Origin of the sequence: Pseudomonas brassicacearum subsp. brassicacearum (assembly GCF_008801605.1) — a bacterium.
GTDB lineage: Bacteria > Pseudomonadota > Gammaproteobacteria > Pseudomonadales > Pseudomonadaceae > Aquipseudomonas > Aquipseudomonas brassicacearum.
Map to the genome: position 1 here is coordinate 150,918 of NZ_VZPJ01000001.1, position 24,505 is coordinate 175,422.

General features: G+C 61.2%; 23 protein-coding genes and 1 pseudogene. 11 read left to right on the forward strand and 13 right to left on the reverse strand.

The window, feature by feature from the left end:
* Window positions 1–168 precede the first annotated feature (168 nt).
* Window positions 169–1,875, forward strand: coding sequence for an amidase (locus tag F7R20_RS00715; protein WP_003201112.1), 1,707 nt, complete (start codon window positions 169–171; stop codon window positions 1,873–1,875).
* Window positions 1,876–1,925: 50 nt separating this feature from the next.
* Here F7R20_RS00715 and F7R20_RS00720 read toward each other — a convergent pair whose 3' ends face one another.
* Window positions 1,926–2,780, reverse strand: a complete 855-nt coding sequence (locus tag F7R20_RS00720) for a LysR family transcriptional regulator (RefSeq protein WP_003201110.1) — start codon at window positions 2,778–2,780, stop codon at window positions 1,926–1,928.
* Window positions 2,781–2,854: 74 nt separating this feature from the next.
* Here F7R20_RS00720 and F7R20_RS00725 point away from each other — a divergent pair, with 74 nt between their 5' ends.
* Together F7R20_RS00725 and F7R20_RS00730 are read left to right on the forward strand one after the other, a co-directional pair.
* Window positions 2,855–3,811, forward strand: coding sequence for a DMT family transporter (locus tag F7R20_RS00725; protein ID WP_003201108.1), 957 nt, complete (start codon window positions 2,855–2,857; stop codon window positions 3,809–3,811).
* Window positions 3,812–3,901: 90 nt separating this feature from the next.
* Window positions 3,902–4,300, forward strand: a complete 399-nt coding sequence (locus F7R20_RS00730) for a VOC family protein (protein ID WP_003201106.1) — start codon at window positions 3,902–3,904, stop codon at window positions 4,298–4,300.
* 164 nt (window positions 4,301–4,464) lie between these two features.
* On the opposite strand, the gene F7R20_RS00740 is transcribed toward F7R20_RS00730, so the two are convergent.
* Window positions 4,465–4,689, reverse strand: a complete 225-nt coding sequence (locus F7R20_RS00740) for a hypothetical protein (RefSeq protein ID WP_003201103.1) — start codon at window positions 4,687–4,689, stop codon at window positions 4,465–4,467.
* Window positions 4,690–4,969: 280 nt separating this feature from the next.
* Window positions 4,970–5,317 (reverse strand): carboxymuconolactone decarboxylase family protein, encoded by a 348-nt coding sequence (locus F7R20_RS00745; RefSeq protein ID WP_003201101.1) that lies wholly within the window; start codon window positions 5,315–5,317, stop codon window positions 4,970–4,972.
* Window positions 5,318–5,427: 110 nt separating this feature from the next.
* Here F7R20_RS00745 and F7R20_RS00750 point away from each other — a divergent pair, with 110 nt between their 5' ends.
* Window positions 5,428–6,351: an AraC family transcriptional regulator gene (locus F7R20_RS00750; RefSeq protein ID WP_003201099.1), complete on the forward strand. Its 924-nt coding sequence runs from the start codon at window positions 5,428–5,430 to the stop codon at window positions 6,349–6,351.
* 3 nt (window positions 6,352–6,354) lie between these two features.
* On the opposite strand, the gene F7R20_RS00755 is transcribed toward F7R20_RS00750, so the two are convergent.
* From F7R20_RS00755 to F7R20_RS00775, 5 genes are all read right to left on the reverse strand, one after another.
* A complete protein-coding gene (locus F7R20_RS00755; RefSeq protein WP_003201098.1) occupies window positions 6,355–7,260 on the reverse strand; it encodes a LysR family transcriptional regulator in 906 nt (301 codons plus the stop codon).
* Complete coding sequence (locus F7R20_RS00760) at window positions 7,260–8,180, reverse strand: LysR family transcriptional regulator (RefSeq protein ID WP_003201095.1); 921 nt, start codon at window positions 8,178–8,180, stop codon at window positions 7,260–7,262. The genes F7R20_RS00755 and F7R20_RS00760 overlap by 1 nt, the downstream gene beginning before the upstream one ends.
* Before the next feature lie 78 nt (window positions 8,181–8,258).
* On the reverse strand, window positions 8,259–8,888 hold the full coding sequence (locus tag F7R20_RS00765) for a glutathione S-transferase family protein (RefSeq protein ID WP_003201089.1): 630 nt from the start codon (window positions 8,886–8,888) through the stop codon (window positions 8,259–8,261).
* A gap of 135 nt (window positions 8,889–9,023) precedes the next feature.
* A complete protein-coding gene (locus tag F7R20_RS00770; RefSeq protein WP_038856975.1) occupies window positions 9,024–11,078 on the reverse strand; it encodes a 2Fe-2S iron-sulfur cluster-binding protein in 2,055 nt (684 codons plus the stop codon).
* Window positions 11,079–11,277: 199 nt separating this feature from the next.
* Window positions 11,278–12,885, reverse strand: a complete 1,608-nt coding sequence (locus F7R20_RS00775; protein WP_003201082.1) for an ATP-binding response regulator — start codon at window positions 12,883–12,885, stop codon at window positions 11,278–11,280.
* Window positions 12,886–12,988: 103 nt separating this feature from the next.
* On the opposite strand from F7R20_RS00775, the gene F7R20_RS00780 reads away from it, so the two are divergent.
* The 3 genes from F7R20_RS00780 to F7R20_RS00790 all read left to right on the forward strand — a co-directional run bounded on the left by F7R20_RS00780 (window position 12,989) and on the right by F7R20_RS00790 (window position 16,188).
* Window positions 12,989–13,627 (forward strand): response regulator, encoded by a 639-nt coding sequence (locus F7R20_RS00780; RefSeq protein WP_003201079.1) that lies wholly within the window; start codon window positions 12,989–12,991, stop codon window positions 13,625–13,627.
* A 320-nt stretch (window positions 13,628–13,947) separates the two neighbouring features.
* Window positions 13,948–14,445: a hypothetical protein gene (locus F7R20_RS00785; RefSeq protein ID WP_003201077.1), complete on the forward strand. Its 498-nt coding sequence runs from the start codon at window positions 13,948–13,950 to the stop codon at window positions 14,443–14,445.
* A 105-nt stretch (window positions 14,446–14,550) separates the two neighbouring features.
* Window positions 14,551–16,188, forward strand: a complete 1,638-nt coding sequence (locus F7R20_RS00790; RefSeq protein WP_003201074.1) for an ATP-binding response regulator — start codon at window positions 14,551–14,553, stop codon at window positions 16,186–16,188.
* Here F7R20_RS00790 and F7R20_RS32155 read toward each other — a convergent pair.
* The 3 genes and pseudogenes from F7R20_RS32155 to F7R20_RS00800 form a co-directional block, all read right to left on the reverse strand.
* Window positions 16,169–16,783, reverse strand: coding sequence for a methyl-accepting chemotaxis protein (locus F7R20_RS32155; protein WP_371914646.1), 615 nt, complete (start codon window positions 16,781–16,783; stop codon window positions 16,169–16,171). The genes F7R20_RS00790 and F7R20_RS32155 overlap by 20 nt on opposite strands.
* Window positions 16,757–17,524: pseudogene (locus tag F7R20_RS32160) on the reverse strand (PAS domain-containing protein); the annotation flags it as partial. The gene F7R20_RS32155 and the pseudogene F7R20_RS32160, both read right to left, overlap by 27 nt.
* Before the next feature lie 84 nt (window positions 17,525–17,608).
* Window positions 17,609–18,514 (reverse strand): transcriptional regulator GcvA, encoded by a 906-nt coding sequence (locus tag F7R20_RS00800; protein WP_003201071.1) that lies wholly within the window; start codon window positions 18,512–18,514, stop codon window positions 17,609–17,611.
* Between the two features lie 112 nt (window positions 18,515–18,626).
* Between F7R20_RS00800 and gstA the strand changes: the two genes are divergently transcribed.
* From gstA to F7R20_RS00815, 3 genes are all read left to right on the forward strand, one after another.
* Entirely contained in the window at window positions 18,627–19,244 is a 618-nt protein-coding gene (gene gstA, locus F7R20_RS00805) for a glutathione transferase GstA (RefSeq protein WP_003201070.1), read from the forward strand.
* Between the two features lie 180 nt (window positions 19,245–19,424).
* Window positions 19,425–20,216, forward strand: a complete 792-nt coding sequence (locus tag F7R20_RS00810) for an AraC family transcriptional regulator (protein ID WP_003201069.1) — start codon at window positions 19,425–19,427, stop codon at window positions 20,214–20,216.
* A 75-nt stretch (window positions 20,217–20,291) separates the two neighbouring features.
* The gene (locus F7R20_RS00815; RefSeq protein WP_003201068.1) at window positions 20,292–21,251 is read left to right on the forward strand and encodes a quinone oxidoreductase family protein; all 960 of its coding nucleotides are present in this window, start codon (window positions 20,292–20,294) and stop codon (window positions 21,249–21,251) included.
* 16 nt (window positions 21,252–21,267) lie between these two features.
* Here F7R20_RS00815 and F7R20_RS00820 read toward each other — a convergent pair whose 3' ends face one another.
* Both F7R20_RS00820 and F7R20_RS00825 read right to left on the reverse strand, forming a co-directional pair.
* Complete coding sequence (locus tag F7R20_RS00820; protein WP_003201065.1) at window positions 21,268–22,215, reverse strand: ABC transporter substrate-binding protein; 948 nt, start codon at window positions 22,213–22,215, stop codon at window positions 21,268–21,270.
* Window positions 22,216–22,571: 356 nt separating this feature from the next.
* On the reverse strand, window positions 22,572–23,528 hold the full coding sequence (locus F7R20_RS00825) for a threonine dehydratase (RefSeq protein ID WP_003201063.1): 957 nt from the start codon (window positions 23,526–23,528) through the stop codon (window positions 22,572–22,574).
* Between the two features lie 93 nt (window positions 23,529–23,621).
* On the opposite strand from F7R20_RS00825, the gene F7R20_RS00830 reads away from it, so the two are divergent.
* Window positions 23,622–24,437 carry a helix-turn-helix transcriptional regulator gene (locus F7R20_RS00830; protein WP_013693133.1) on the forward strand — a complete coding sequence of 272 codons (816 nt, stop codon included), beginning with the start codon at window positions 23,622–23,624 and terminating at the stop codon, window positions 24,435–24,437.
* Window positions 24,438–24,505 lie beyond the last annotated feature (68 nt).

Here is a 24,505-nt window from a genome sequence, read left to right on the forward strand (position 1 = left end):
TTGGCTCGTTAGAGAGGCAGTTCGGTCAAACCTGAACTGCCCCTGATCGCTATTCCGTAGTACAGTGCGCAAGTCCGATAAATATCCACTTTGAGATGACCTGAAGTCTCAGGAGCAACTTCAATGGACCCGAACACCCCGCCATCCCTCTGCCGCGGCGCTAACAGCATGATCGAAATCACCGAAGCCTCCATTGCCCAATTGCGCGCTGCGCTGGAGTCGGGCCAGACAACGGCGGTGGCGCTTGTCCAGGCCTACCTTGCCAGGATCGATGCCTACGACGGCCCCGATACGCCCACAGCCCTCAACGCGGTGGTGGTGCGCAACCCCGATGCATTGAAAGAGGCCCAGGCCTCCGATGCCCGTCGGGCCAGCGGCCAGACCCTGGGGCCGCTCGACGGCATTCCCTATACGGCCAAGGACAGTTACCTGGTCAAGGGGCTCACTGCCGCTTCCGGCAGCCCGGCGTTCAAGGACCTGGTTGCTTATCGCGATGCGTTCACCATCGAGCGGCTTCGCGCCGCCGGCGCCATCTGCCTGGGCAAGACCAACATGCCGCCCATGGCCAACGGCGGCATGCAGCGCGGGGTGTATGGCCGTGCCGAAAGCCCGTACAACGGCGACTACCTCACCGCGCCCTTTGCCTCGGGCTCCTCGAACGGTGCGGGCACGGCAACTGCCGCCAGTTTCGCGGCGTTCGGCCTTGCCGAAGAAACCTGGTCGAGCGGACGCGGTCCGGCGTCGAACAACGGCTTGTGCGCGTATACGCCGTCGCGCGGCGTGATCTCGGTGCGTGGCAACTGGCCGTTGACGCCGACCATGGACGTCGTCGTGCCCTACGCCAGGACCATGGCCGACCTGCTCGAAGTGCTGGACGTGGTGGTCGCCGAGGACCTGGACACCCGTGGCGACCTGTGGCGCCTGCAACCCTGGGTGCCGATTCCGAGCGTCGACTCGGTTCGCCCGGCCTCGTATCCGAGCCTTGCCAGCCACCCAAGTGCGCTGGCAGGCGTTCGGTTCGGCGTTCCTCGGATGTACATCAACGCCGACCCTGAAGCAGGCACAGCCCCGGCCCCCGGCATCGGCGGTCCGACGGGGCAGCGAATCATCACCCGCGCCTCGGTGATCGAGCTCTGGGAGCAAGCGCGCAAGGCGCTTGAGGCCTGTGGCGCCGAAGTGGTCGAGGTGGATTTCCCCCTGGTATCCAACTGCGAGGGCGATCGTCCTGGCGCACCGACGGTCTTCACCCGCGGCCTGGTTTCCAAGGAGTTCCTGCACCATGAGTTGTGGGACCTGTCGGCCTGGGCATTCGATGATTTCCTGCGGGCCAACGGCGATCCGAAGTTGAATCGCCTGGCCGACGTCGACGGACCGAAGATCTTCCCCCACGACCCGGGCACCCTGCCCAACCGGGAGGACGATCTGGCCGCCGGCATGGATGAGTACGTGAAGATGGCCCAGCGCGGCATCATGCCGTGGGACCAGATCCCGACCCTGCCTGACGGCCTGCGGGGGCTTGAAGAGACACGTCGAATCGATCTGGAGGACTGGATGGCGCAGCTGGGCCTGGACGCGGTGATCTTCCCGACCGTCGCCGACGTCGGGCCGGCGGATGCGGACATCAACCCGGCGTCTGCCGATATCGCCTGGAGCAACGGCGTCTGGGTCGCCAATGGCAACCTCGCCATCCGCCATCTGGGCGTGCCGACTGTCACGGTGCCGATGGGCGTCATGGCGGACATCGGCATGCCCGTCGGGCTGACGTTCGCTGGCCGCGCCTATGACGATTCGACGCTGTTGCGACTGGCTTCGGCGTTTGAATCGATTGGCTCCAAACGCCTGATCCCGCCGCGGACGCCGCCGCTGTCGGCTTGATCGTTTGGCGGGTTTGGTCTTGGGGCTGCGCAGCAGTCCCTGGACCGGCTCTACAGCCGGAAAGACTGTTGCATGGCACGGGAAAGCAGGTCCACGGCCTCATCGCCGTGTGACGCCCGAGCTCGCAGGAACACCACCTCGTGCTCCTGAATAACCGGCAGGCCTTCGAGGATCTGCATGGTGTCCGTCACCCGCGCGCGGTCTATCAGGCTGACCGCCAACCCTGCCTCCACACACGCCTTGACGGCCTGGTTGGAGGGGCTTTCCAGGACGACTCGGGTCCTGCGGCCGCTTTGCCTGAGGGCCTCCATCATCGCTTGCCGATAAGGGCATTGCGCCGCATGCACCGCCAGCGGCAGCGGCTCCATCGAGGCCACTGTTGTGTGGACCGGACCGACCCAGACCGGCGTGGTGGAAACCAGCACTTGCCCGCCAGCACTGACCTGCCCCTTCGGCTGCGCAACGACCGCTGCCTGGAGCTTGTCACGCTGGACCAGGTCACGTAGCGCGTAGCTGGGCGCGGTCTTGAGTTCCAGCACCACGTTGGGCCACCCGGCGGCGAAGGTCGGGAGGATGTCGCGAATGACATGTTCGGCGTATTCATCCGGCACCCCCAGCGTAATGCGTCCCGCCAGCCGGGTTCCGTGCAGATCGGCCAGCACCCGATCATGGGTGCTCAGCAGCTCCGTCGTCGCCACGAGCAGACGCTTGCCCAAGGCGGTGAGGGATACGGATTGATTGTCCCTGTTGAGCAAACGCCCGCCAGCGACCGCTTCCAGACGCTGAATATGCACACTGACCGCCGCCGGGCTTTTGTGCAGCTGTTCTGCCGCCGCACTGAATTTGCCGATCCGTGCCACCGCATGAAAGGTACGTATCAAGTCGATATCGAGTATGGCCGTCATGATTCAATCTTCGTGAAGAACTGATGCACTACATTTTGATTTATTAGATTACGCGGGTTTCGTAGCCTGTGGTCATGAACCCGACCAAATCGATGGACTGCCCTTCCCTGCCCAAGCCCGACTGGCACTGGCTGATTCCGTTGCCGTTGCTCGAGGCGGCGTTGCTGCTGACGTGGAGCTCCGGCTTCGTCGGCGCGCGTTTTTCCATTGATTACGCGCCAGCATTGCTGGTGGTGTTCTGGCGTTGCGTCGTGGTCACGCTCGTCCTGTTGCCCTTCGTCGCCAGAGCGCTGCGCCGAACCTCGCCCGTCGTGTTGTTGAAAAATGCCGGTATCGGCCTTCTGGCGATGGCGGGCTACCTGGCCGGTATCACCCAAGGCATTGCCCTGGGTGTGCCGGCGGGCCTGGCCGCGCTTGTCGCCGACCTGCTGCCGATGGGCCTGGCGCTGTTGGCTGCGGGTGTACTGCGGCAACGACTGGCCTGGCAGATCTGGGCCGGGCTGCTCATCGGCCTGCTCGGCGTCATGCTGGTGACCCAAGGCGCGCTGGCGTGGGGCAACGCGCCTTGGTGGGCCTATGGCCTGCCGCTGCTTGGCATGCTCTCGCTCGCTGTCGCGACCTTGTGGCAGAAATATCTCCCCCCCGCGCAATCGCTGGGTCTGTTGCCTAACCTGTGGCTGCAATGCTGCGTTTCGGGACTGGCCTTCGCCCTGGTCGAAGCCGCCCATGGCAGCCTCGCCCCGATACCCAGCACAGGCTTTGCACTGAGCGTATTGTGGACCGCGGGCCTGTCGACGATGGGCGGCTATGGGCTCTACTGGCTGTGCCTGCGCCGCGCAACCGCCACCCGGGTCGCCAGCGTCCTGTACCTCAGCCCGCCCATTACGATGCTCTGGGCGTGGGCCATGTTCAACGAGCCGCTTTCATGGCAAATGGTCTCGGGCATGGCGGTCTCCGGGATTGGCATCTGGCTGGTCGTCGGCACCGAAGCCCGGCAGGCCAGGCGCCGAGCGTCTGAGCCGGAGCGCTAACCGCCCGGACTTGGCAGCGCGATGATTCCTGTGGCAGCGTAGGCTGGAATTTCAAACAACCCTCGCGCCCACGGCAAAACGGTAGTCATCATGATCTCGCATGTTTTTCTAGGTATCGCCGATTTTGATCGCGCCTTCGGGTTCTATTCAAAGGTCATGGCCGGGCTGGGCCTGACATTGAAATTTAGCGACGCCCACAAAGGCTGGGCGGGCTGGATTGCCGAGCATTCACCGCGCCCGATCTTCGTGATTGGAAAACCCTTTGACGGCAAGGTGCACCAACCCGGCAACGGACAAATGGTGGCTCTGCTTGCCCCCAGCCGGGAAGCGGTGAGGAACAGCTACGCGACAGCGCTGGCACTGGGCGGGACGTGTGAGGGAGAACCCGGCTTGAGACCCCACTACCACCCTGATTATTACGGCGCCTACTTTCGAGATCTCGATGGCAACAAGCTTTGCGTCTGCTGCCATGATTCGGTGTCGACTTAGTCGATCGTAATGCATGGCCCGCTTTCGTTTTCTGCCTAGCCAATGTACGAATAAACAGCGAACTCAAACCCGTTGAACGGAAAAGTAGCGACCTCTTTCATCCCCATGTTCAAGTGCGCACGAAGCGACGCTTCATTGTTTGCTCCCTCGCCACGGGTTCTGCGTTAGCCGATCGGCGTTAGCTTCAGCACCCGCATCACCAAGGCGCCAGCCTTCGCCAGCAAAGTGCCGTGCGCGCGTTGCTGACACAGGTCGTTCGAGACGAAACCTGCGGACTCGCTTGCCAAGGCGCCCATCAATTGGGGCAACAGGAATCCGCTTTCGTGCTCCTGGTAAGTCGCAACGGAGGTATCGGGCCGAAGGTTGCCGGTGCAAGTCGTGTCGATCATGGGAATCTCCCGATGGATGGAGAACGCTGCGACGACCCGAAACGGTCAATCGCTTCTGGGATCAGTTTCACTGGCGGACGGTTTTTAGAGAATGTCCAGGAATTACATGACTTGATTGCGTAATCTGAAACAATCGCAGCTGACTGAACAAAAAAGGCTTACCGAGGTTTTGATATTTCGTTCCGAGAGGGGTGTTTTTTTGGTGTGTATATCCGTTGTTGCGGTAACGGCGGCTTATGGTTCCGCCCTTACCGCAGCAACGGATATGCCCCCATACAAATCACACCGGCGCTTTCAGCATGTCATACGCCTCAAGCGACCGCAGCGAGTAGATATAGGCCGCCCCCGCATTCAACGAAATCGCAGTTGCCAGGGCCGCCGCGACCTCCTCGCGACTCGCGCCGGCCTTGATCGCCGCGTCCGTGTGGGCGGCGATGCAACCGTCGCAGCGGGTAGTGACGGCGATGGCGATCGAGATCAGCTCGCGGGTCTTGGCATCGAGCACATTGTTTTCGCTGGCGGCTTCCCCTAGCGCCATATAGGCCTTGACCATTTTCGGGTTGCTGCGGCCCAGTGCGCCAAAGGCCTTCTGAATGGTGGGCAACAATTCGGACCAGTTATTGAACATGGCATTAACTCCTGAGTGGGTTGGGTGTACTGTTTTGACGCCCTCAGTTTTTCACCCTGGCGCCACTCGGGTTTGCTCAATGCGCTCAGTTTTTTTGGCGAAATGCTCAAATGAATGCGATCGATAAACTCATCAGCCTGGCCAACGTGCGCGGCAGCCTGGACCTGCGCTGTCAGTTCCAGGGCGACTGGGCCATGGATCACGGGCAGCAAGCCCTGGGCACAGCGCCCTATCACATCGTGCTGGCCGGCGAATGCCGCGTCGAGTTTGCCGATGGGCAGCGCTTGCCCATGCGTGCCGGTGACATCCTGCTGTTGCCGCGCGGTGCCCCTCACGTCATGCACAGCCCTGGCAAAACGGTAACGCCGACCTCCCCCCGAATCCTGACCGGGGGCACCTTGCCGATTCATCGCATTGGCGGCGCCAGCGCGGAGCTGGACATGCTTTGCGGAGGCTTTCACTTCAACCGGGCTTCGTTGCTGTTCGGCGCCTTGCCCGAATACCTGGTGATTCCCAGCGGCGCATTACCGGCCAATGGGCCGTTGCCGGCGCTGGTGGAGGTCATGCGCGCAGAAGCAGATGGGAATAAGGTCGGCGCGCGCTTCTTGCTCGATGCCCTGTCACAGGCGCTGTTCACCCTGATTCTGCGTGCGCATCTGGCCAGCCAGGGACAGGACAGCGGCTCGCTGGCCCTGCTCGGCGACAAGCGTCTGGGCCGGGCCTGGCAGGCAATGCTGGCGGACCCTGCGCACGAGTGGACCATCCAAGGCCTGGCGGACATCGCGAGCATGTCCCGGGCCAACTTCATGCGTGCATTTGTCAAGGTGGCCGGTGTCTCGCCGTGGGTACTGTTGACGCAAGTCCGCATGGAGTTGGCCTTCAGCCTGCTCAGTCACTCACACTTGGGGCTGAGCGATATTGCCGTACAGGTCGGCTACCAATCCCAGGCCGCGTTCAGCAAGAAATTCAAGGAAGTCTTCGGTGAGGCGCCAGGCCGTGTGCGCCGCGGGATCCTGGGTCCAAGCGCGAGCTGATATTCAAGAAACATCCGCTCGCAGCGCCGGGTGCTCGCGCAGGTGCTCGACGATGTAGTCCACGAAACTGCGCACGCGCATCGGCGCCTTGCGTCTTTCGCGGTAGACCACATGAACCGGTATCGAGGGCGGTTCATAGGGTTGCAGGACCCGGCGCAAGCGTCCGCTGTTCAGATAGTCGTACAGCGGATAGTTCAAGCAGCGCATCAACCCAGCCCCATGAGCCGCCGCGTCGATGGCCGCCTGCAGCGTGGCGCAACTGAGCCGCGTGCGTGCCTTGAGGCCGCTGGCCTGCTGCTGGAAAGGCCACTGGACCCAATCCTGGTTGGCCTGCGTGGCGATCAATCGATGATTGTGCAGATCCTGCGGCACAACCGGCTCACCATGAATCGCCAGGTAGCCAGGACTGGCGCAGACGAGCGAACGAACGCTGCCGACCGGTCGTGCGATCAATGAGCAGTTGGGCAGATTCCCCACCAACACCGCCACATCCAGCCCTTCCTCATGCATGTTCGGAAAACGATCGTGGTAGTGGGCAAATACCCTGATCTCGGGGTACTGATCCATGTAGCCGGCCAGCACCGGGGCCATGACATAGCGGCTGAACAGCAAGGGCAACAGGATCGTCAGGTTGCCTTGGGCCTGGACATGCCAGCCCTTGGCCGACGCCTCGGCCTCGTCAATCGCATTGAGGATCCGTGAACAATCAGCCATGAAGCCGACCCCGGCTTCAGTCAGCACGACCCCGCGCGTGCTGCGTGACAGTAACTGCACACCCAATCGCGCCTCCAGCCGAGCGATGGCACGCATCACGGTCGGTCCGGAAACGTTGAGGCGCTGGGCTGCCGAGGCGAGACTGGGGCACTGCGACAGCGCATGGAACATCAGCATTTCATGGTGGCGAGCCATCAGGCGATGCCTTTTACGACAGGCTTGAGCGTGACGTCGTCCCCCAACCGATCAGCGAGGAAGTCCACGAACGTGCGCACCTTGGCCGGCACTCGATTGCTCTTCTGATACACCACGTGAATCGGCAACGCTGGTGGCTCGAACGCCTTGAGCACTACCTCAAGCTCGCCGTCGGCGACCTGCCGGGCCACTTGATAGGACAAGACCCGGGTCACGCCCCAACCCTGGCAGGCGATGTTGATTGCCGCCTGATTAGCGGTCACCACCAGGCGTGGATCAAAGCGCAGGCTCAGCGAATTGGCTTCGTCCATGAACTGCCAGTGGCTCAGCAAATGACTGGCCGAAGACATCACGATATTGGCCTTGCTCAACTCGCCAGGATGGGTTGGCCGTCCGTGTCGCTGGAAATAGGCCGGGGCGCCACAAATCACCTGGCGCACTTCACCTACCTTGATGACGTGCTGATTGTTTTCCTGCAAATGGCCGATGCGGATCGCCACGTCGATGCCTTCGTCAGCGATGTTCACCACGCGGTCGACCAACAAGGCGTTGAGGTGTACCGAGGGAAATTGATCCAGGTAATCCGTCAGCAAAGGCGCGATGTACAGCTCGCCAAACAGCACCGGGGCGGTGACCGTCAGATACCCGCAGGGGATCGAATAGCTGCCGGCAGCGGCCTCCTCGGCTTCATCGAGCTCACTCAGGATCCGTCGACAATCCTCCAGGTAGCGCTGCCCCGCTTCAGTCAGGTACACATTGCGGGTGGTGCGCGACAACAGCTGGGTGCCAATCCGCTCCTCCATCGCCGCAATTGCGCGCGTCACGCTTGGCGGTGATATACGCAGTCGACGGGCGGCAGCGGCGAACCCTTCCTCCTCGGCAACCGCCATGAAAACCTGCATTTCCTGAAAGCGATCCATGGGCGATCCAGCCTTGAGGGCACGTGGCTTGAATGTACTTGCCGGAAGATGCCCCCCGGCAAGCACCTGCGGTGTGAATCAGGCTTGCTGCAAGCCCTTGGCGGTGCGTTGCATGCCGACGAAATTCGGCAAGGCTTCGATGCTGCCCAGCCAGGCCCGGACGTTCGGGTAGTCGGTCAGCGCGACGTTGCCTTCCGGCGCATGGGACACGTAAGTGTACGCGGCCACGTCCGCGATGGTCGGTTGCTCACCGGCCAGGAACCGGCTCTGCTCCAACTCCGTCTCCATCACCTTCAACAGGGCATGGGAACGCTTGATGGCGTCTTCGGCGTCATAGCCGGCGCCGAACACGGTGATCAACCGGGCGTTGGCCGGCCCCTGGTTGATCTGGCCCGCCGCCACCGACAGCCAGCGCTGCACCCGCGCCTGGGCAAGCGGATCGCTGGGCAGCCATTGCCCCTTGCCATACTTGGCCGCGAGGTAGACCAGGATCGCGTTCGAGTCGGCCAGGACGGTGCCGTTGTCGTCGATCACCGGCACCTGGCCAAAACTGTTGATGGCGAGAAACTCCGGAGTCTTGTGCTCACCTTTCATCAAGTCCACGAATATCAACTCGGTTGGCAAGCCAAGCAGCGAGAGCATCAGCTCGACACGATGGGCGTGCCCCGACAGCGGGTGGCGATAAAGTTTGATCGCTTTCTCAGACATGACGTACTCCATGTTGTTTTGGGCTCGAAGCGGTGATCGCGTCGATGGCGCTATCCTCTGCTCCTGCCCCGGACAGCGGAATAACCAGCTTCTACAATCCAGCATTTCATCCGGTGAAACAGTCAGGCGGTCAGCCTAGACCTCGAGCACCAACGGCTCGCTCCCCTGGGCCGGCACCGCGCAACAGATCAGCACCTCACCTTCACCAACCGGTTCGGCCGGCTGGCTCAGGTAATGCACCTGGCCGCGGCTCAAGCGAGTTTTGCAGGTGCCGCAGGAACCGCCGCGGCAACTGAATTCCGGATTAAGGCCGCGCGCTTCGGCCAGCTCCAGCAACGTCCCGCTGCCCGGCTCCCAACGTGCCTCCTTGCCGGAACTGGCGAACAAGACCTTCACCGCTTCACTCGCAGCCGGCACTTGCTCTGGCGCCGGCATGCTCACTTCGAGATCCCGCACGAGCGTTGAGGGCCCAAAGGTCTCCGCGTGGATGCGATCGTCAGGGATGCGCAGTTTGCGCAGCCCGTCGTACAGCGCCTGGGTAAAGCTGCCCGGCCCGCACAAATAGAAGTCGTAGTCGTTGAGCGGCAGCAGCTTCTTGAGCAGTTCCACATCGATCCTGCCGGTCAGGTCATAACCTTCAGCGCCTCCTCCATCAGTGGGTGGTTGGCTGACCATGCGCAGCACCTGCAGCTTGTCGCCGGCACGGGCGGCCAGTTCGTCGATCTCGTCACGGAAAGCCAGGTCGGCCACCGAGCGGGCGCTTTGCACCAGCCAGACCGGGCGCATGCGGCTGATGCGTTGGCCCTGGTAAACCACCTCGCGCAACATCGACAACAACGGTGTGATGCCCACGCCCGCTGCCAGCAAGACCAACGGACGTCGCTCGGTGGCCTGGACGGTGAAATGGCCCTGGGGCGCCCGCGCCTCAAGCTCGTGCAGCGCCTGCACCTGATCATGCAGGTGAGACGACACCGAACCATCGCGCTTGACGCTGATGCGCAAAAAATCATCCGACGGCGCACTGGATACGCTATAGGTCCGGATCGATGGCGCGTTCTGTCCTTCCAGCAAGATCCGCACCGGCAAATGTTGCCCGGCTTCAAACCGGGGCAAACCCAAGCCATCGCTTGCCTGCAAGTAGAACGAGCGAATGTTGTGGCTTTCATCCACCACCCGCGCGACCTGCAATGCACGCCAGCGGCTACGCAGCGCCTCGGCCTGCAAGCGCTCGGCGGCCTGCTCCCAGCTGCCGGTCATCATTGAATTGGGCGAGTCGCCTTCGTCCTGGTCCTTCCAGCGCAGGGCAATGGCCGCCGGGCGATACACGATGCGTTGCGGGGTAAAGCGCAACAGCCGCTCGGCGCCCTGGAACGCGCTGATCTCGGGGTCGTCCAGCAGGACTTGCGCCGAGCCGCTCATTTGCAGCAGATCGCCCGTCTGGAAATCGACGAACACCAGCCCGGCCCGCGGATTGAGCAGGATGTTGCCCAGCGTGTTGAAAAACAGGTTGCCGGAAAAGTCCGGAATGGTCAGCGATCCGTCTTCGTCCATGCGCACAAACCCCGGCTTGCCGCCACGGTGGGAAGCATCGACCTGCCGCTCGCCGTCGCGCACCACGTAGGTGGCGATATAGAACGAATCGGCCGCCGTCACCAGGCGCCGCACCAGTGGGTCGGACACGGTCAGTTGACGCGGCGCAACGGCCTGCGCGTCGACAAAGTGGTACTGGCGCAGGTTGATGTAGCGAGGGCAGTTGCCATACGCCTGGCTCACTGAAATCTCGAGCCCAGGGTCGAGCTGACGACGCACGACACCGTTCATGCGGTTGCGCCGGCGGGTGTGCAACTCGATCCCCAGCATCCCGATGGCATCGCCCTCGCCCATGCCCTCCTGGGCCGGGTCGTTCGGCTCAGGCTCGAGGTCGATGTGCAGGGTCTGCGGATCGGGCGAGTTCATGAAGCCTGGTTGCCCGGCGCGCAAGGTCGCCCAGACATCGCCTTGCCGATCCACCGCCCCCAGCACCACGAAAGGCAGTTGGGCGTAGAACTCCCGATGCTGGTCCGGCATCCACGTGCGCGCCAGTTGCCGTTGCCCGACACCGGCCATCATGTCGACTGCCCCGACGGAGCGCTGCAAGGCCAGCTCTCCTTCGTGCCAGGGCGAGGTTTTTGCTTGCAAGGCTTCGTCCATCAGCTACTCCTCGCGCTCGCAGCATGAACGCCTGCGCCAGTGCGCTACGGTTAGGGATTCTCCGCCATCGTTTGCACGGCTGTGCAAATGGCTGGACTCATCTTCTGCCCAAAGCGACGGCGCAGGAATACGCACAAACTGCAATCCACCGTTTCATAAAATGGAATGGTGGAAGCACGAGGCATGGCCCGAACGGAGGTCAGGTCCTGACGCTGGCAAAGTTCTTGGTCAGCTCGAGCAAGGTCGCCCGCAACTCCGGAGGCCGCACAGGCTTGGCCAGGATCGAGATGTTCATGTGGTGCAGCGCGTGGCGAATTCTTTCGATTTCATGGCCGGTCATGATCATGGCGGGGACTTCCCAACCCCGTTGCTCGCGAATCGCGGCGATGCATTCGGAACCGGAGACCTTCGTGCCCAGGTCGAAGTCGGCAATGATGATGTCGCAGTCACTGGTCACGCCCACCCCGTCGCTGTGGGTTTCCACTTCGCACCCCCACTTCTCCAATAGCGCGGATGTCGCCATCAGCACGTTGGCGTCATCCTCCACCAGGCACACCCGCAAGCCTTGCAAACGGCTATGGGTGGACACCGGCCTGTCCACCATCGCCCTTGGCGCAACCGTTTCCAGCCCCTGGATCATGGCGCGCGTGCCCTTGCCGAGCCGGGAGTCCAGCTGGATGTCCAGATTGATCAGGAGGCTGATTCGCTTGACGATGGACAACCCCAGGCCCAGCCCCTCGACGTCCTTGTCACGAACGTGGCGCACCCGATAGAACTCCTTGAACACCTCGGGCAAGTGTTCGGCGGCAATGCCCCGGCCCTTGTCGTAGATGACGATGGCCAGGCCGCTGCCTTTCGGCCGCACGCCGATCAACACTGGTTGGCCGGAGGCATATTTGAGCGTGTTGGAGACCAGGTTCTGCACCATGGTCGCCAACAGGCCGGCGTTGACATTGACCCAATGCCGGCAAGGCCGCAGGCGCAACTCGACACCGGCCCAGCGTGCGGCTTCGGTGTTCTGCTTGACCACATCTTGAAGCAACGCGCCCAGGTGTACAGGTTCGGCCTGCGGTTCAAGCTGCCCGTTATCGAGGGTGTAGATATCGAGGATCGAACGAAACAGCTGCGAGACGATGTGCAACGAGCGGTCGATGTTGTCCACCAGTCGCAACTCTTCCTGGCCCAACCGGGCATCGCGCAGGCAGGCGGTGAACAAGCCGATCGAGTGAATCGGTTGGCGCAAGTCGTGGCTGGCCTGGGCCAGGAAGCGGGATTTCTCCTGGTTCGCGGCAATCGCCTCTTCCGAAGCGATGCGGGTTCGGGTCAGCAGGATATGCGCGTAGGCGGGCACCACGATGGTGGTGACGATCAGCATCAGGAACAGGTAGGGCTGGCCACGCCAGAACGGCGTGAGCAGGAAAATCACCACCAGGGTCGACAGCGCGATAACGGTTGCCAGCGCCAGGTAGCGCGAGCCGAAGCGCATGCCATTGCCCAACGTGACCCAGAGCAATGCAGCGTAGACTGGTAGCGTGCCTTCTCCCCCCACGATCAAGGCGAAGGCGAGGCTTGCATAGTCGAGGCTCATGGCAAAAAGACGACGCAGGAAAAAGTGCCCGGGCCAGCGCTTGATCGCCATGCGCAGCGGGACCGCGACGCCGAAAAAAAAGGCCATGTACCACAGGATCGGTACATAGGTATCGAAGTCACTGGCCAGACAGGCCACCACAATGACGTAGAGTGAAGCACAGGCCCCGACCGTCAATCTCAAGGTAGCCTGATCAAGCTCGCTATTCTTTTCCGTCATAGTCACTGGATTATTCCAACATGAAAGGTTGTTTCAAACTTGAAACCCAAGGGGGCAGTTTAGGTTACGATTCGTGAACTGGAAGATCAGAAGGATCTGAAGCATGACGTGCAGAGTAATTGTGGCAGATGACCATCCTTTGTTTCGCGAAGGTATGCTGAGGACCATTGAACGACTCATACCGACAGCATCCATAGAACAGGCTGGAAATCTGGACGAAGTATTGGCGCTGGCACGTTCCGGAATGGAAGTGGACTCCCTGATACTCGACTTGCGCTTTCCCGGGATCAAATCGTTGCAAGTAATCGGCCAGTTGCGCAGTGAGTTCAAGCGCACCTCGATCATTGTGGTTTCAATGGTGGATGATGTCGATGTTATTTCCCAAGTGATGGCGCTGGGTGCCGACGGATTCATCGGCAAGAATATCGACCCCGCCGGTATTGCCGACGCCATCATGGCAATACGCGAAGGCGAAGTGGTGGTGAAGTATCAGGCCGAAAACGCGATCCTGGACGATGCACTTTCCCAACTGACCGCGCGCCAACGGCAAGTGCTTGGCTTGATCGCCGCCGGCAAGACCAACAAGGAGATAGCCCGGGACCTGGGCATTTCCCCGTTCACGGTGCGCATCCATGTCTCAAGCCTGCTCAAATCCCTGGGGGTGCCCACGCGCGCGGCGGCTGCGGCGCAGTTTTCCAACTTCCCAGGCAATGGTGGATGGCCGGGAAAACAAGACAATTAAATGTATAACGACCGCGAATATTAATTGAGCATCATCCTCCCTGCCTGCCCATCTCCGAGGCCATAGCACACTTGTACTATAGCGTCGCCCAGTACTCTCCCCCTAAGCTGTGGACGCTCCATAAAAAGGCTGTTCGAACAGCCAAACATAAAGAAAGCCAACATGCCATGCGCCGTGCAGTATCACTGTACCTATTGAAACGTTATGACGTGCGAAGCCTATGGATTTTATAAATCGATAGGCGGCGCAATGCTGGGTCAACTTCACCGTCTGCACGGTTGAAATGGAATGGTCCTGACATTAACTCAAGGTAAGTCATCATGTCCTTCGAATATGGAAAAACACTTAGAAATGGAATGGCGCTGTGCGTGCTGGCGGGCGTACTGAACGGTTGTGCAAACACCGGCGACTTGGGCAACTTGATGGGTTCCTTGAATCAGGGCGCCAAAAAATACGACGTCTCGTACCTCAAGCAAACAATCATTCCGGGCAAGACGACAAAAGGCCAGATCACTCAAATGTTCGGCGCGCCGACCAATGAAGAACTCAATTCGACGAGCTCCAGCAACGAGTCGAACTGGACCTATGAAAAGACTGATGAAGGCCTGGATAAGTACATGAAGCTGGCCCATAAGTACGTCTCGACCGAAACCAGCCTGAAGATGTATGAAACCTCGGCACAACTGTCCAAGGCGCAAACCGTAGCCAATGACGTCAGCAGCGTGACCGGCACGAAAACAGGCCAAAGCCAGAGCCAGGGTTCGGTATTGACCATCTATTTCGTCGATGATGTCGTGAAGTACTACAGGGTCTACTGACGCAATGGCATCGCCCGTTGGGGACAGCATCACGTCTGTTCCCAACCTTCACCGAGGCTAGCCGCTACGCTTGGAGGCATCAGAGGTCATGCGGTGCCAAAGCCAGTGGAAAAGAACAGTGAACTCGACCAGGCCACGTTACGCCTGACCGTCAGCGCCTGTGCGCTGTTGTATATCGTCATCCTCGCCGGCCTCTATCCAGAAGAGGCCGCGAGCTACGTACCCATCATTATCTACATCTGTACGTTCATCTTCGTCTCGGTGTTCCTGCGCATGATCATCAAGCGCTGGCCTGGACACTTCTTCTGGCGGCGCCTTTTCACGATGCTGCATGACTATGCCGGCATCGCATTTGCCATGATCGTGGGTGGAGAGGGCACGCTCCCGGTGTACGCTGCATTACTCTGGGTCACGCTGGGCAATGGCATGCGCTTCGGCTCGCGCTACCTGGCGCTGGCGACCGTTATCGCGCTGTCGACCCTGGTACTGGTTTTCTGGCTGACCCCGTTCTGGCATACGCAGCCCTACATGTTCCTGATGTTGATCGTCACCACCATTGTGGTGCCCGCCTACGCGCACATTTTGCTCAAGCGCACACGCATTGCCTCCGAAGAAGCCATTTTGGCCAATCAGGAGAAATCGCGATTCCTGGCCCAGGCCAGTCATGACCTGCGCCAGCCAATCCACTCCATCGGTCTGTTTACGGCCTGCCTGCGTGACGCCAGGCTGGGGCTGGAAGAATTGCGGCTGGTGGACAACATCGACCGTTCGCTGCACACCGTGTCGCAACTGTTCCGCTCGATCCTCGATATCTACACCCTCGATCACGGCCAACCGATGCCGAAGGCCGACACCGTACACCTGGGCCAATTGCTGCAGGACGTCGTCAAGCAGAACACCGAAGCGGCCCGCTGGGCCGGCGTCGAGCTGCGTTTGCGCGCCTGTCCTTACTGGGTCAGCGTCAATCCCGGCTTGCTGACCACGATGGTCCAGAACCTGCTGTCCAACGCGCTCAAATACGCACCCGGCCAACCCGTGCTGATCGGCGTGCGACGCCAGGGCCAGCGCCTGGCCGTGGTGATCTACGACAAGGGGCGCGGCATCGCCGCCGAACATTTGCCCGAGGTGTTCAAGGAGTTCTACCGCGTTCGCCATGCGCGCGACAAGGATGTCGAGGGGCTCGGCCTCGGCCTGTCCATCGTCAAGCGCATCAGCCAGATGCTCAATGTCGATATACACATCCGTTCCAAGGTCGGACAAGGCACCCGGGTGGCGATCAGCGGCCTGAAACCGGCGGTACCACGTGTCATGGCGCCCAAGGTGGTGCCCGTCCAGAATCGCCTGGACGGGTTGCGGGTGTGTTTGGTTGAAGACGACGCCAACGTGCTGATGGCGACCTCGGCGCTGCTGGAAAAATGGGGCTGCGAGGTGGAGGCCCACAGCGACGGTGAAGGGCTGACCAGCGATTGCGACATCGTCATCGCCGATTTCGACCTGGGCACAAAAGTCTCGGGCGCCGAATGCATTGCCGCGCTACGCGAGCAGCGCGGCTGGCAAGTCCCGGCGCTGGTCATCACCGGGCATGAGATCGAGCGGATACGCCAATCGCTGCAAAGCCTGAGTATCTCGGTGCTGGCCAAGCCCGTGCGACCGCCGGAACTGCGAGCGGTATTGCTTGAATTGGTCAAGCGCATGGATCGCTGGGGCGAGGACTCAGCTCACCTCAGCCCACCCAGCCGATAGCCGTCTTGGGAATCACCTCGGACTCGTCGAGTTTGGACGCAAACATGCTCACGGCCTCGAGTGCATCCGTGGTCCCGTTCCTGATTTGCACGATGACCGAGCCGGCCTGGTCTGCCAGGGTTACACCGCGCAATGCGCCTTCATGGGTCACGTTCATGCTGGCGACGGCGTCGCGGGTTTCGGAGAGAATCATGCCGATCATTTCGGCAATCTCCGAGGTGGAGCGACTGGTGCGCCCGGCCAGTTGCCGGACCTCGTCGGCCACCACCGCGAATCCCCTCCCCTGGTCTCCGGCCCGCGCGGCCTCGATAGCCGCGTTGAGGGCCAGCAGGTTGGTCTGGTCGGCAATGCCGCGAATGGTGTTGACGATGGCTGTGATCTCTTCCGAACGCGCCCCCAACTGCCCAACCAGACGCGCGGAAGAGCCAATGTTGTCGGCGATCTCGCGCATCTCCTTGGCAGTCTGGTGGATCACCTGGGCGCCCTGTTCGGCCACTCGCTCGGTCTCGGCGGAGATATGGTACGCACGGGAAGCGCCACGCGAATCCTCTTCGAACTTCTCCACCCGTTCGCTGATGTCACTGGCGAACTTCACAACCTTGCACAACTTGCCTTCGGCGTCGTAGACCGGGTTGTAGCTGGCTTCCAGCCAGACGACTTTGCCGCTTTTGCCGAGGCGCTTGAACTGGCCACTGAAAAACTCGCCGGCGTTGAGACGACGCCAGAAATCACTGTACTCCGAACTGCCCACCAGGCTCGGTTCGCAGAACATCCGGTGATGCTTGCCCTTGAGCTCTGCCAACGTGTAATTCATGACATTCAAGAAGTTGTCGTTGGCGGTCAGGATGTTGCCGCCCAGGTCAAACTCGATCACTGCCATGGCCCGGTCGAGTGCCGCCAGCCGGCCACGTGTTTCTGCCTCGCTGGCAACCTTGGCGGTGACATCGAGTGCGTACTTGACCACCTTCACGACGCGGCCTTGCTCGTCCACTACCGGGTTATAGCTAGCTTCCAGCCACACGTTCTGGCCTTGCGCGCTACGGCGCTGAAACGTGCCGGAAACAAATTGGCCGGCGCGCAGCTGGTTCCAGAATTCACGATACTCGGCGCTGCCCACCAGCGCTGGGGTGCAAAAATCCCGATGGGACAGGCTGGCCAACTGATCCGCACGGTAGCCCATCGTGCCAAGAAAATTCTCGTTCGCCCGAAGGACCTTGCCATCGGGGCTGAACTCGATGACAGCCATCGACCGCTCCAAGGCGCCGACCAGTCCTTTGTATGTTGCCAATTCGGCCGTCCTAGCCGTCAGTTCATTTTTTAGTGTTTTATTAAACATGACGTACCCTCGGTGAACCCTGAAAGTAACCGGACCTTTTATTCATATCGGCTCGCTGGCTGGAGGCTGAACGGTACGCTGTAATTATGTTTTGGCGCCAAAACTCACCGAATCCATCAACCAGGTTCTAAAGGCCTGTACTTTTGGGGTGTCGGCTGTTTCAAGCGGACTCACGAAATAAAAGCCGAGGTCAGATTTCAATCGCAGATCAAAGGGGGCAACCAATCGTCCGGCCTTCAGGTCATCCTCGACATAGGTTGAACGCCCGATGCAGACCCCCAGGCCGTCAACCGCAGCCTGAACAGCCATCATGGCAAGGTCGAAAGTCAACCGGCTGCCTTCGGCCAGTTTTTTCGGTTGGCCGGCGGCACTCAACCAGGCACTCCAGTCGTCGTGGGTCACCCCACTGACCTGCAACAAGGTGTGCCGGGCCAGATCGCCCGGATTCTCCAGGGCTGTCAGACCTTGCAGCAGCCTGGGGCTGCACACCGGAAAGATCTCATCAGCCATCAGCCAGTCCGCCCGCAAGCCCTTCCAATCCCCGGAACCGTAACGAATGGCCGCATCGACGCCGCCCTTGCGAAAATCCACCCGTTCGGTGGAGGCCGTAACGCGTACGTCAATGTTGGGAAACGCCTGCTGGAAAGACGCCAGTCGCGGCAACAACCATTTGGAGGCAAAGGACACCAGCGTACTGATGGTCAAGACGCTGTTGTTGCGGCTCTCCAGCAACGTCTCCGTGCAATAGCGCAACTCATGGAACGCCGCACGAACGCCTGGGAAATAGCCATGTCCTTCGTCTGTCAGGGCCAGACCATCCTTGAGCCGCAGGAACAGGCGCACGCCCAGCTCCTCTTCGAGCCGGCGAATTTGATGGCTGATGGCTGTTTGAGTGACGTTCAGCTCTAGCGCGGCCTTGGTAAAACTCATGTGGCGAGCGGCCGATTCGAATGCTTTCAGGCCATTTAGAGATGGGATTCGTGTGGCCATTGGGTTTGGCTTTCTCATGAGATTTTGTCATACGCTAGCACTGAAGATGTCCTTTGAAAATGTTCCGGCCCTCGCGGATTCTGGCGGCACGCTCCCCGACCTTGAGGAAACCATGAAACTGTACTTCGCCCCCATGACCTGCTCATTGTCCCCGCACATCGTGCTGCGGGAATTGGGCCTGCCCTTTGAATTGATTCGGGTCGACAACCAGACCAAACGAACTGCCGATGGGCTCGACTTCCTGACCATCAACCCCAAGGGCTACGTGGCAGCCTTGATGCTGGATAACGGTGATGTCCTGACCGAGGGGCCCGCCATCGTCCAATACCTGGCCGATCTGGTTCCCGCAAACACACTGGCGCCGGTCAATGGCACCTGGGAGCGGGTTCGCCTGCAGGAATGGTTGAACTTCATTACCTCCGAGATTCACAGCGGATGTGCGCCACTGTTCAACGCCAATATTGCAGAGCCGACCAAGGCCATCTTCAGGGCAAAGCTGTTCAGGCGCCTGGATTACCTCAGCCAGGCCCTTGAACAACAGGATTACCTGATGGGCACCTTTGGCCTGGCCGACGGCTATTTGTTTACCGTCCTGAACTGGCTGCCGTTATTCAATATCCAGATCAGGGACTGGCCGGCGCTGGCGGCGTTCATGGCGCGAATCGCCGCACGCCCTAGCGTCCGGGCGGCCATGGCTGCGGAGGCGGCATCCAATCTCGGTGCGATCTGACCCACCGCTATCGCGAGCAGGCTCGCTCCCACAGGTGTCCGGGGTGATTGTGAGATTCGAGATACACCCGGATCCCTTGTGGGAGCGAGCTTGCTCGCGATAGCGGCGGTACAGCCACGCCAGGCCCCAACGCTTGCGCACTTGTGCTAAAAAGCACCGTTATCGTTCTGAGTTCCGGTCATGGCCCTTGCTTCACCTCCCGATCTGACGGACACGACGCATCTTGTTCAACCGCTTTCCCGCACCTACTCATCCGGGACGTTGATCGCGCCTCATCATCATGAATGGGGCCAGCTTCTCTACGCGCAAAGTGGTCTCATGTGGGTCGATACACCCGGTGCTGCGCTGCTGGTCCCGCCGCAGCGCGCGGTGTGGCTGCCGCCGCGGGTCACACATGGGATCCGAGTGGTTTCGCCCTTGGAGATGCGCAATCTCTATTTACGCGCAGAACTGGCCATGGGCGTGGGGCTTGAGCTGGAAGTGCTCGAGGTCAGCAAACTGCTGCGCGAGCTGATCATCCGGCGAGTGGCGCTGGGTAACCGTCCTGATCCTGCGTTGCGTGATGCCTTGGACAACCTGCTGGTGCTGGAACTTCGCGAGCAGCGCTCGGCGGTGCTCAAGGTGCCCATGCCTGCCGGCGGGGATAGGCGCTTGCGCAATTTGTGCGAGACGGTGCTCGACGTCCCCGGCCTGGCCATGTCCTTTGAGCAGCATGCCGAGTCGGTGGGGGCCAGCACCCGCACCTTGGCCCGGTTGTTCCATGCCGAGCTTGGCCTGACGTTCACCGAGTGGCGACGCCAAGTGCAGTTGGCCCACGCCGTCGCCGCACTCCTGGAGGGTGACTCGGTGGGGACGATAGCGGCGCGGTTGGGCTACACGCTGAGCAGTTTCAGCGAGATGTTCCGCCGCTCCCTGGGCGTTGCACCGTCGGCGTATAAAAACGCGATGGCATCAAGGGGATTTGTCCGATAGACGAAACTCTCTGGCGGGCTCGCTATCGGCCCGGACGCTATCCTCGATGCACATTTCGTCGAGGAGTATTGCAGCTTGAAAGCCCTACAGTTTTCCGCCACCGGCAGCCTGGACCACCTCTGCCTCGTTGACTTGCCGACACCCGTCCCGGGCCCCGACGAGGTCCTCATCCGGGTCAAGGCGGCTGGGCTCAACCCCAGTGATGTCAAGAATGTCGAGGGCCGCTTCCCCTATACCACCTTGCCCCGCGTGCCCGGCCGTGATTTCGCCGGGGTGATTGAGCAAGGCCCGGCACACCTGCTCGGCAAAGCGGTCTGGGGAACCGGCAGGGGCCCAGGTTTCCTGCGTGACGGCTCCCATGCGCAATACCTCACGGTTCCGGCAAGTGGCGTGGCCCTGAAGCCCGAGCGTTTGTCCTTCGTCCAGGCGGCGGCTATGGGCGTGCCTTTTACCACCGCCTACGATGCCGTTGAACGATCCCACGTGCAGCGCGACACGACATTCTTGGTGATTGGCGCCAATGGCGCGGTAGGCAGCGCAGCGCTTGCCCTGGCGAAGGCCCGCGGGGCCCGTGTGCTTGCGGCGGTACGGCGACCGGAGCGGGCCGCCGAGTTGCAAGCCAAAGGCTACGACGTCATCGTGACCAGCGCGCCCGGCAGCCTTGCAGAGCAGGTCAACGCGGTGTTTCCGGGAGGGGCGCAGGTCATCTTCGACACCACCGGCTTCTGGCTGCAAGAGGCGGTATCGGCATTGGCCAACTTCGGTCGCATCGCGATCATTGCTGCCCCGCCGGATGGGATGGTGCACTTCCCCGCCCTGGCGCTCTATCGCAAAGGCGGCATCTTGATCGGGGTGAACTCGCTGCTCTATGACAATACCGATTGCGCCCGGATGCTTGAAGAATTTGGCAAGCACTTCGAGGCAGGCGTCATCGACGCTCCCACGGATATTATTGAAATCCCCCTGGTGGACGGCAAGGCCCAGTACGCGCTGATCGCCAAGGGTAGCAGCGCAAAAGCCGTACTGGTGCCCTGATCCAGAGCGGCTCGGTTTATTCGCTCAAGGCCTGGTTGAAGGACGTGTCGATAATCCCGGCAGTGGCCAGCGGTGCCGGCAGCGCCTTGACCTTGAACAGGAAGTCCGCCGTGCTTTGCAGGTCGGCGGCAGCCTGTTGGTCCACCGGGCCGACACTCATGTGTGCCTGGCGCAACCAATGACGCGAGACGTTCTGGTCGAGATTGGCCTTTTTCGCCCACAGGTCCGCGTATTGGTCGGTGTGGTTGTCGACCCAGGCGCGGGCTTGTTTCACACGCCCGAGGAAGTCGGCGATGGCTTCGCGCTTGCTGTCGATGGCCGGCGTCGAAGCGGCAATGGCGCTGAGGCCGGGCATGAGGTTTTTCGCCGTCAGGATCGGCCGGGCGCCGGAGAACAGGATCTGTTGCGAGATGTAGGGCTCCCACACTGGAAACGCATCGATGCTGCCCTGGGGCAAGGCCGCCGCCGCGTCGATCGGCATCAGTTTGATGAATGCCACATGGTTCTCTGGCAAACCGGCCTGCTCCAGGGCGCGCAAAGTCAGTTGCTGGCTCCAGGCACCGGGCCAATAGGCGACTTTCTTGCCCTTGAGGTCGGCGATGGTCTTGACCGGTGAATCCTTGGGCACCAGCAGCGCGATAGTGTCCGGGTTCTGCCGCGAGACACCGATCAATTTCACCGGTGCCTGCTTGGCAGCCAGGAACAGAAAACCCGAATCGCCGAGGAAACCCAGGTCCAGGTCGCCGGTATTCAGCGCCTCGGCCAGGGGCGCGGCGGCCTGGAAGTGTTTCCAGTCGACTTGGTAAGGTGCGCCCTCAAGCACACCCGAAGCCTCCACCGATGCCCGTACGTTGTAATAGTTCTGGTCGCCGACGTGCAGTACCAAGGGCTCGCTGGCGTGGACCAAAGGGGCGGCGAACAATGTGCTGAGGAACAGACGGCGCAGGGATCGGGCGAACTTCATGAAGACATTCCTGAGTGAATTTCATAGAACATAACGCTCTTGGAATTCACATTAGAAATTCTTTTAAAGCATAAGCTCATAGTCACAGGCAGCCAATGTCCAGGGCGCAACAGTGCCGCAACAGACTGTTGGCTGGGCAACATCTCCCTGAAGCTTTCACTTTGTGGCAGCGCCCGCAGACCGCCCTTTCGCCGGCTATGACACAGAGCCTGCAATAACGATGGATATTGGGCTTACAGGCCTCATCGCGAGCAAGCTCGCTCCCACATTCAATCTCCATTGAATAAAAAATTCATATCCGGCAAAGAACCACTGTGGGAGCGAGCTTGCTCGCAATGACGGCGACAAGCCCAACCTCAGCCAATCAGATTCGCGTACACCGGCCGGTCGATATTCCCACCGGACAGAATCACCGCCACCCTTTTCCCCCGCATCGTTTCACGCTCCTGCATCAGCGCTGCCAAGGCAGCGGCGCCGGCACCTTCGGCGAGGTTGTGGGTGTCGGTGTAATACGCCCGCATGGCCCCGGCAATTTCAGCGTCGCTGACCGCGACGATTCGCGCCGCCCCGGCGCCGTAGATGGCAAAGGCCTCGGGAATGGGTCTGCGCACGGCCAAGCCGTCGGCAAAGGTATTCGCCGAATCGGTCTCGCATAGCCTGCCCGTTTCAAACGACAACTTCGCCGCGACGGCCTCGGTGGACACCACGCCCACCACGTGGGTCTTCAGGCCCAAGGCATCGCGGGCGGCGATGACCGCGCAGATCCCCGAGCCACAGCCTATCGGCACATAGACGGTGTCCAGGTCCGGCACCGCGTTGAACAGCTCAAGCCCATAGGTCGCCACGCCCTTGACCAACTCGGGATGGAACGGCGGCACCAGGAAGAGGCCATGCGCTTGGGCCAGGCGCGCGGCCTCTTCACGGGCCTCATCGAAATCGCGGCCATATTCGACCACCTCACCGCCAAAACCGCGCATGGCGTTGTTCTTCTCCACCGAGTTACCTTGCGGCACGACGATCAACGCTTTCAAACCCAATGCGCTGGCTGCCAGCGCCAGGCTCTGGCCATGGTTGCCGCGAGTTGCCGTGACGATGCCTTTTGCCTCTGGGTGCTCGCGCTTGAGCCAGCGCACGAAGGTCAGGCCGCCGCGTACCTTGAAGGCCCCCGTCGGGGTGTGATTCTCGTGCTTGACCCACACCGTGCAACCCAGCCGTTCAGCCAACAAGGGCCAGGCGTACTGGGCGGTGGCGGGCATGACTTCGTATAAGTGGCGGGCAGCTTGTTCGATATCGTCGCGAGTCAGTGTGTGCATGATGGGCCTCCGGGTTTTTGCCCAGTCTAATCAGGGCACCACCGGCGGGCTTTCAGAAAACTGACCTGACTTTCAGGCCCTCTCTTCACTACTATGCTGTTCATGAACCCTCGAAACCGCCACCAGCCGCCCCAGTCCGAACCGGTCCGTCGCATCGAGGCAGGACCGTGGGCGATCGAATTGCTGCCCGGCTGCGCCTACGCCACCCGCTATGTCGCCACACAGTCGGCGATCGGCTTCGCCTTCGACAGCCAGCGCGGCCTGCATGCCATCGGCAGCGACCGCGTGCAGCCCTTCGAGGCGATCCCCAACGGCCTGGCATTCGTCCCCGCCGAATGCGACGTGTTCTCCGAGTCCCCCAGGGGCGGTGAATACCTGCGGGTCGTGCGCACCGACGGTATGGCGTTGCCGGGGGAGCATGCGTTCAACAACCGTATTGACCCGCAGGCCATCACCCTCGCGCTGAGAATGCGCAGCGCATTGCTGCGTGCCAGCGCAGAGGATGACTGGGAGGCCTGGGCGCTCGGATTGGCTGAACGGGTAAAGGACCCCAAGACGTTTTCGGCCCCCGTACAAGGGGCCATCACCGGCGGGCGAATGCGCCTGCTCGACGAGTTCATCGACGCCGGTCTCGACGGTCCGCTGGGGGTCAAGGAAATGGCCGGCCTGCTTGGCTTGTCCGAAGGGTATTTCATGCGGGCATTCAAGAATGCCACCGGCAAAAGTCCACACAGCTACCTGATCGACCGGCGCCTGGCCAAGGCACGGGCGCTGATGCGCGATTCAACCGCCCGACTGACCGATATCGCCCACACTTGTGGCTTCAACTCCCAGGCGCACATGACCACGCTGTTCAAGCAACGCCTTGGCGTCAGCCCGGCGCAGTTGCGCGGGTATTCGAGGCCCTGAACGAGCGGGACAAGCCGCTGGTACGGGGTACCTGAAACGCGCAGTGGCAGCCCAAATCAAATTGCCAT

Excerpts from the sequence above, each read along its gene's own strand:
- F7R20_RS00715 (WP_003201112.1), top strand. The coding sequence starts at position 169 with ATGATCGAAATCACCGAAGCCTCCATTGCCCAATTGCGCGCTGCGCTG.
- F7R20_RS00720 (WP_003201110.1), bottom strand. The coding sequence starts at position 2,780 with ATGACGGCCATACTCGATATCGACTTGATACGTACCTTTCATGCGGTG.
- F7R20_RS00725 (WP_003201108.1), top strand. The coding sequence starts at position 2,855 with ATGAACCCGACCAAATCGATGGACTGCCCTTCCCTGCCCAAGCCCGAC.
- F7R20_RS00730 (WP_003201106.1), top strand. The coding sequence starts at position 3,902 with ATGATCTCGCATGTTTTTCTAGGTATCGCCGATTTTGATCGCGCCTTC.
- F7R20_RS00740 (WP_003201103.1), bottom strand. The coding sequence starts at position 4,689 with ATGATCGACACGACTTGCACCGGCAACCTTCGGCCCGATACCTCCGTT.
- F7R20_RS00745 (WP_003201101.1), bottom strand. The coding sequence starts at position 5,317 with ATGTTCAATAACTGGTCCGAATTGTTGCCCACCATTCAGAAGGCCTTT.
- F7R20_RS00750 (WP_003201099.1), top strand. The coding sequence starts at position 5,428 with ATGAATGCGATCGATAAACTCATCAGCCTGGCCAACGTGCGCGGCAGC.
- F7R20_RS00755 (WP_003201098.1), bottom strand. The coding sequence starts at position 7,260 with ATGGCTCGCCACCATGAAATGCTGATGTTCCATGCGCTGTCGCAGTGC.
- F7R20_RS00760 (WP_003201095.1), bottom strand. The coding sequence starts at position 8,180 with ATGGATCGCTTTCAGGAAATGCAGGTTTTCATGGCGGTTGCCGAGGAG.
- F7R20_RS00765 (WP_003201089.1), bottom strand. The coding sequence starts at position 8,888 with ATGTCTGAGAAAGCGATCAAACTTTATCGCCACCCGCTGTCGGGGCAC.
- F7R20_RS00770 (WP_038856975.1), bottom strand. The coding sequence starts at position 11,078 with ATGGACGAAGCCTTGCAAGCAAAAACCTCGCCCTGGCACGAAGGAGAG.
- F7R20_RS00775 (WP_003201082.1), bottom strand. The coding sequence starts at position 12,885 with ATGACGGAAAAGAATAGCGAGCTTGATCAGGCTACCTTGAGATTGACG.
- F7R20_RS00780 (WP_003201079.1), top strand. The coding sequence starts at position 12,989 with ATGACGTGCAGAGTAATTGTGGCAGATGACCATCCTTTGTTTCGCGAA.
- F7R20_RS00785 (WP_003201077.1), top strand. The coding sequence starts at position 13,948 with ATGTCCTTCGAATATGGAAAAACACTTAGAAATGGAATGGCGCTGTGC.
- F7R20_RS00800 (WP_003201071.1), bottom strand. The coding sequence starts at position 18,514 with ATGGCCACACGAATCCCATCTCTAAATGGCCTGAAAGCATTCGAATCG.
- gstA (WP_003201070.1), top strand. The coding sequence starts at position 18,627 with ATGAAACTGTACTTCGCCCCCATGACCTGCTCATTGTCCCCGCACATC.
- F7R20_RS00810 (WP_003201069.1), top strand. The coding sequence starts at position 19,425 with ATGGCCCTTGCTTCACCTCCCGATCTGACGGACACGACGCATCTTGTT.
- F7R20_RS00820 (WP_003201065.1), bottom strand. The coding sequence starts at position 22,215 with ATGAAGTTCGCCCGATCCCTGCGCCGTCTGTTCCTCAGCACATTGTTC.
- F7R20_RS00825 (WP_003201063.1), bottom strand. The coding sequence starts at position 23,528 with ATGCACACACTGACTCGCGACGATATCGAACAAGCTGCCCGCCACTTA.
- F7R20_RS00830 (WP_013693133.1), top strand. The coding sequence starts at position 23,622 with ATGCTGTTCATGAACCCTCGAAACCGCCACCAGCCGCCCCAGTCCGAA.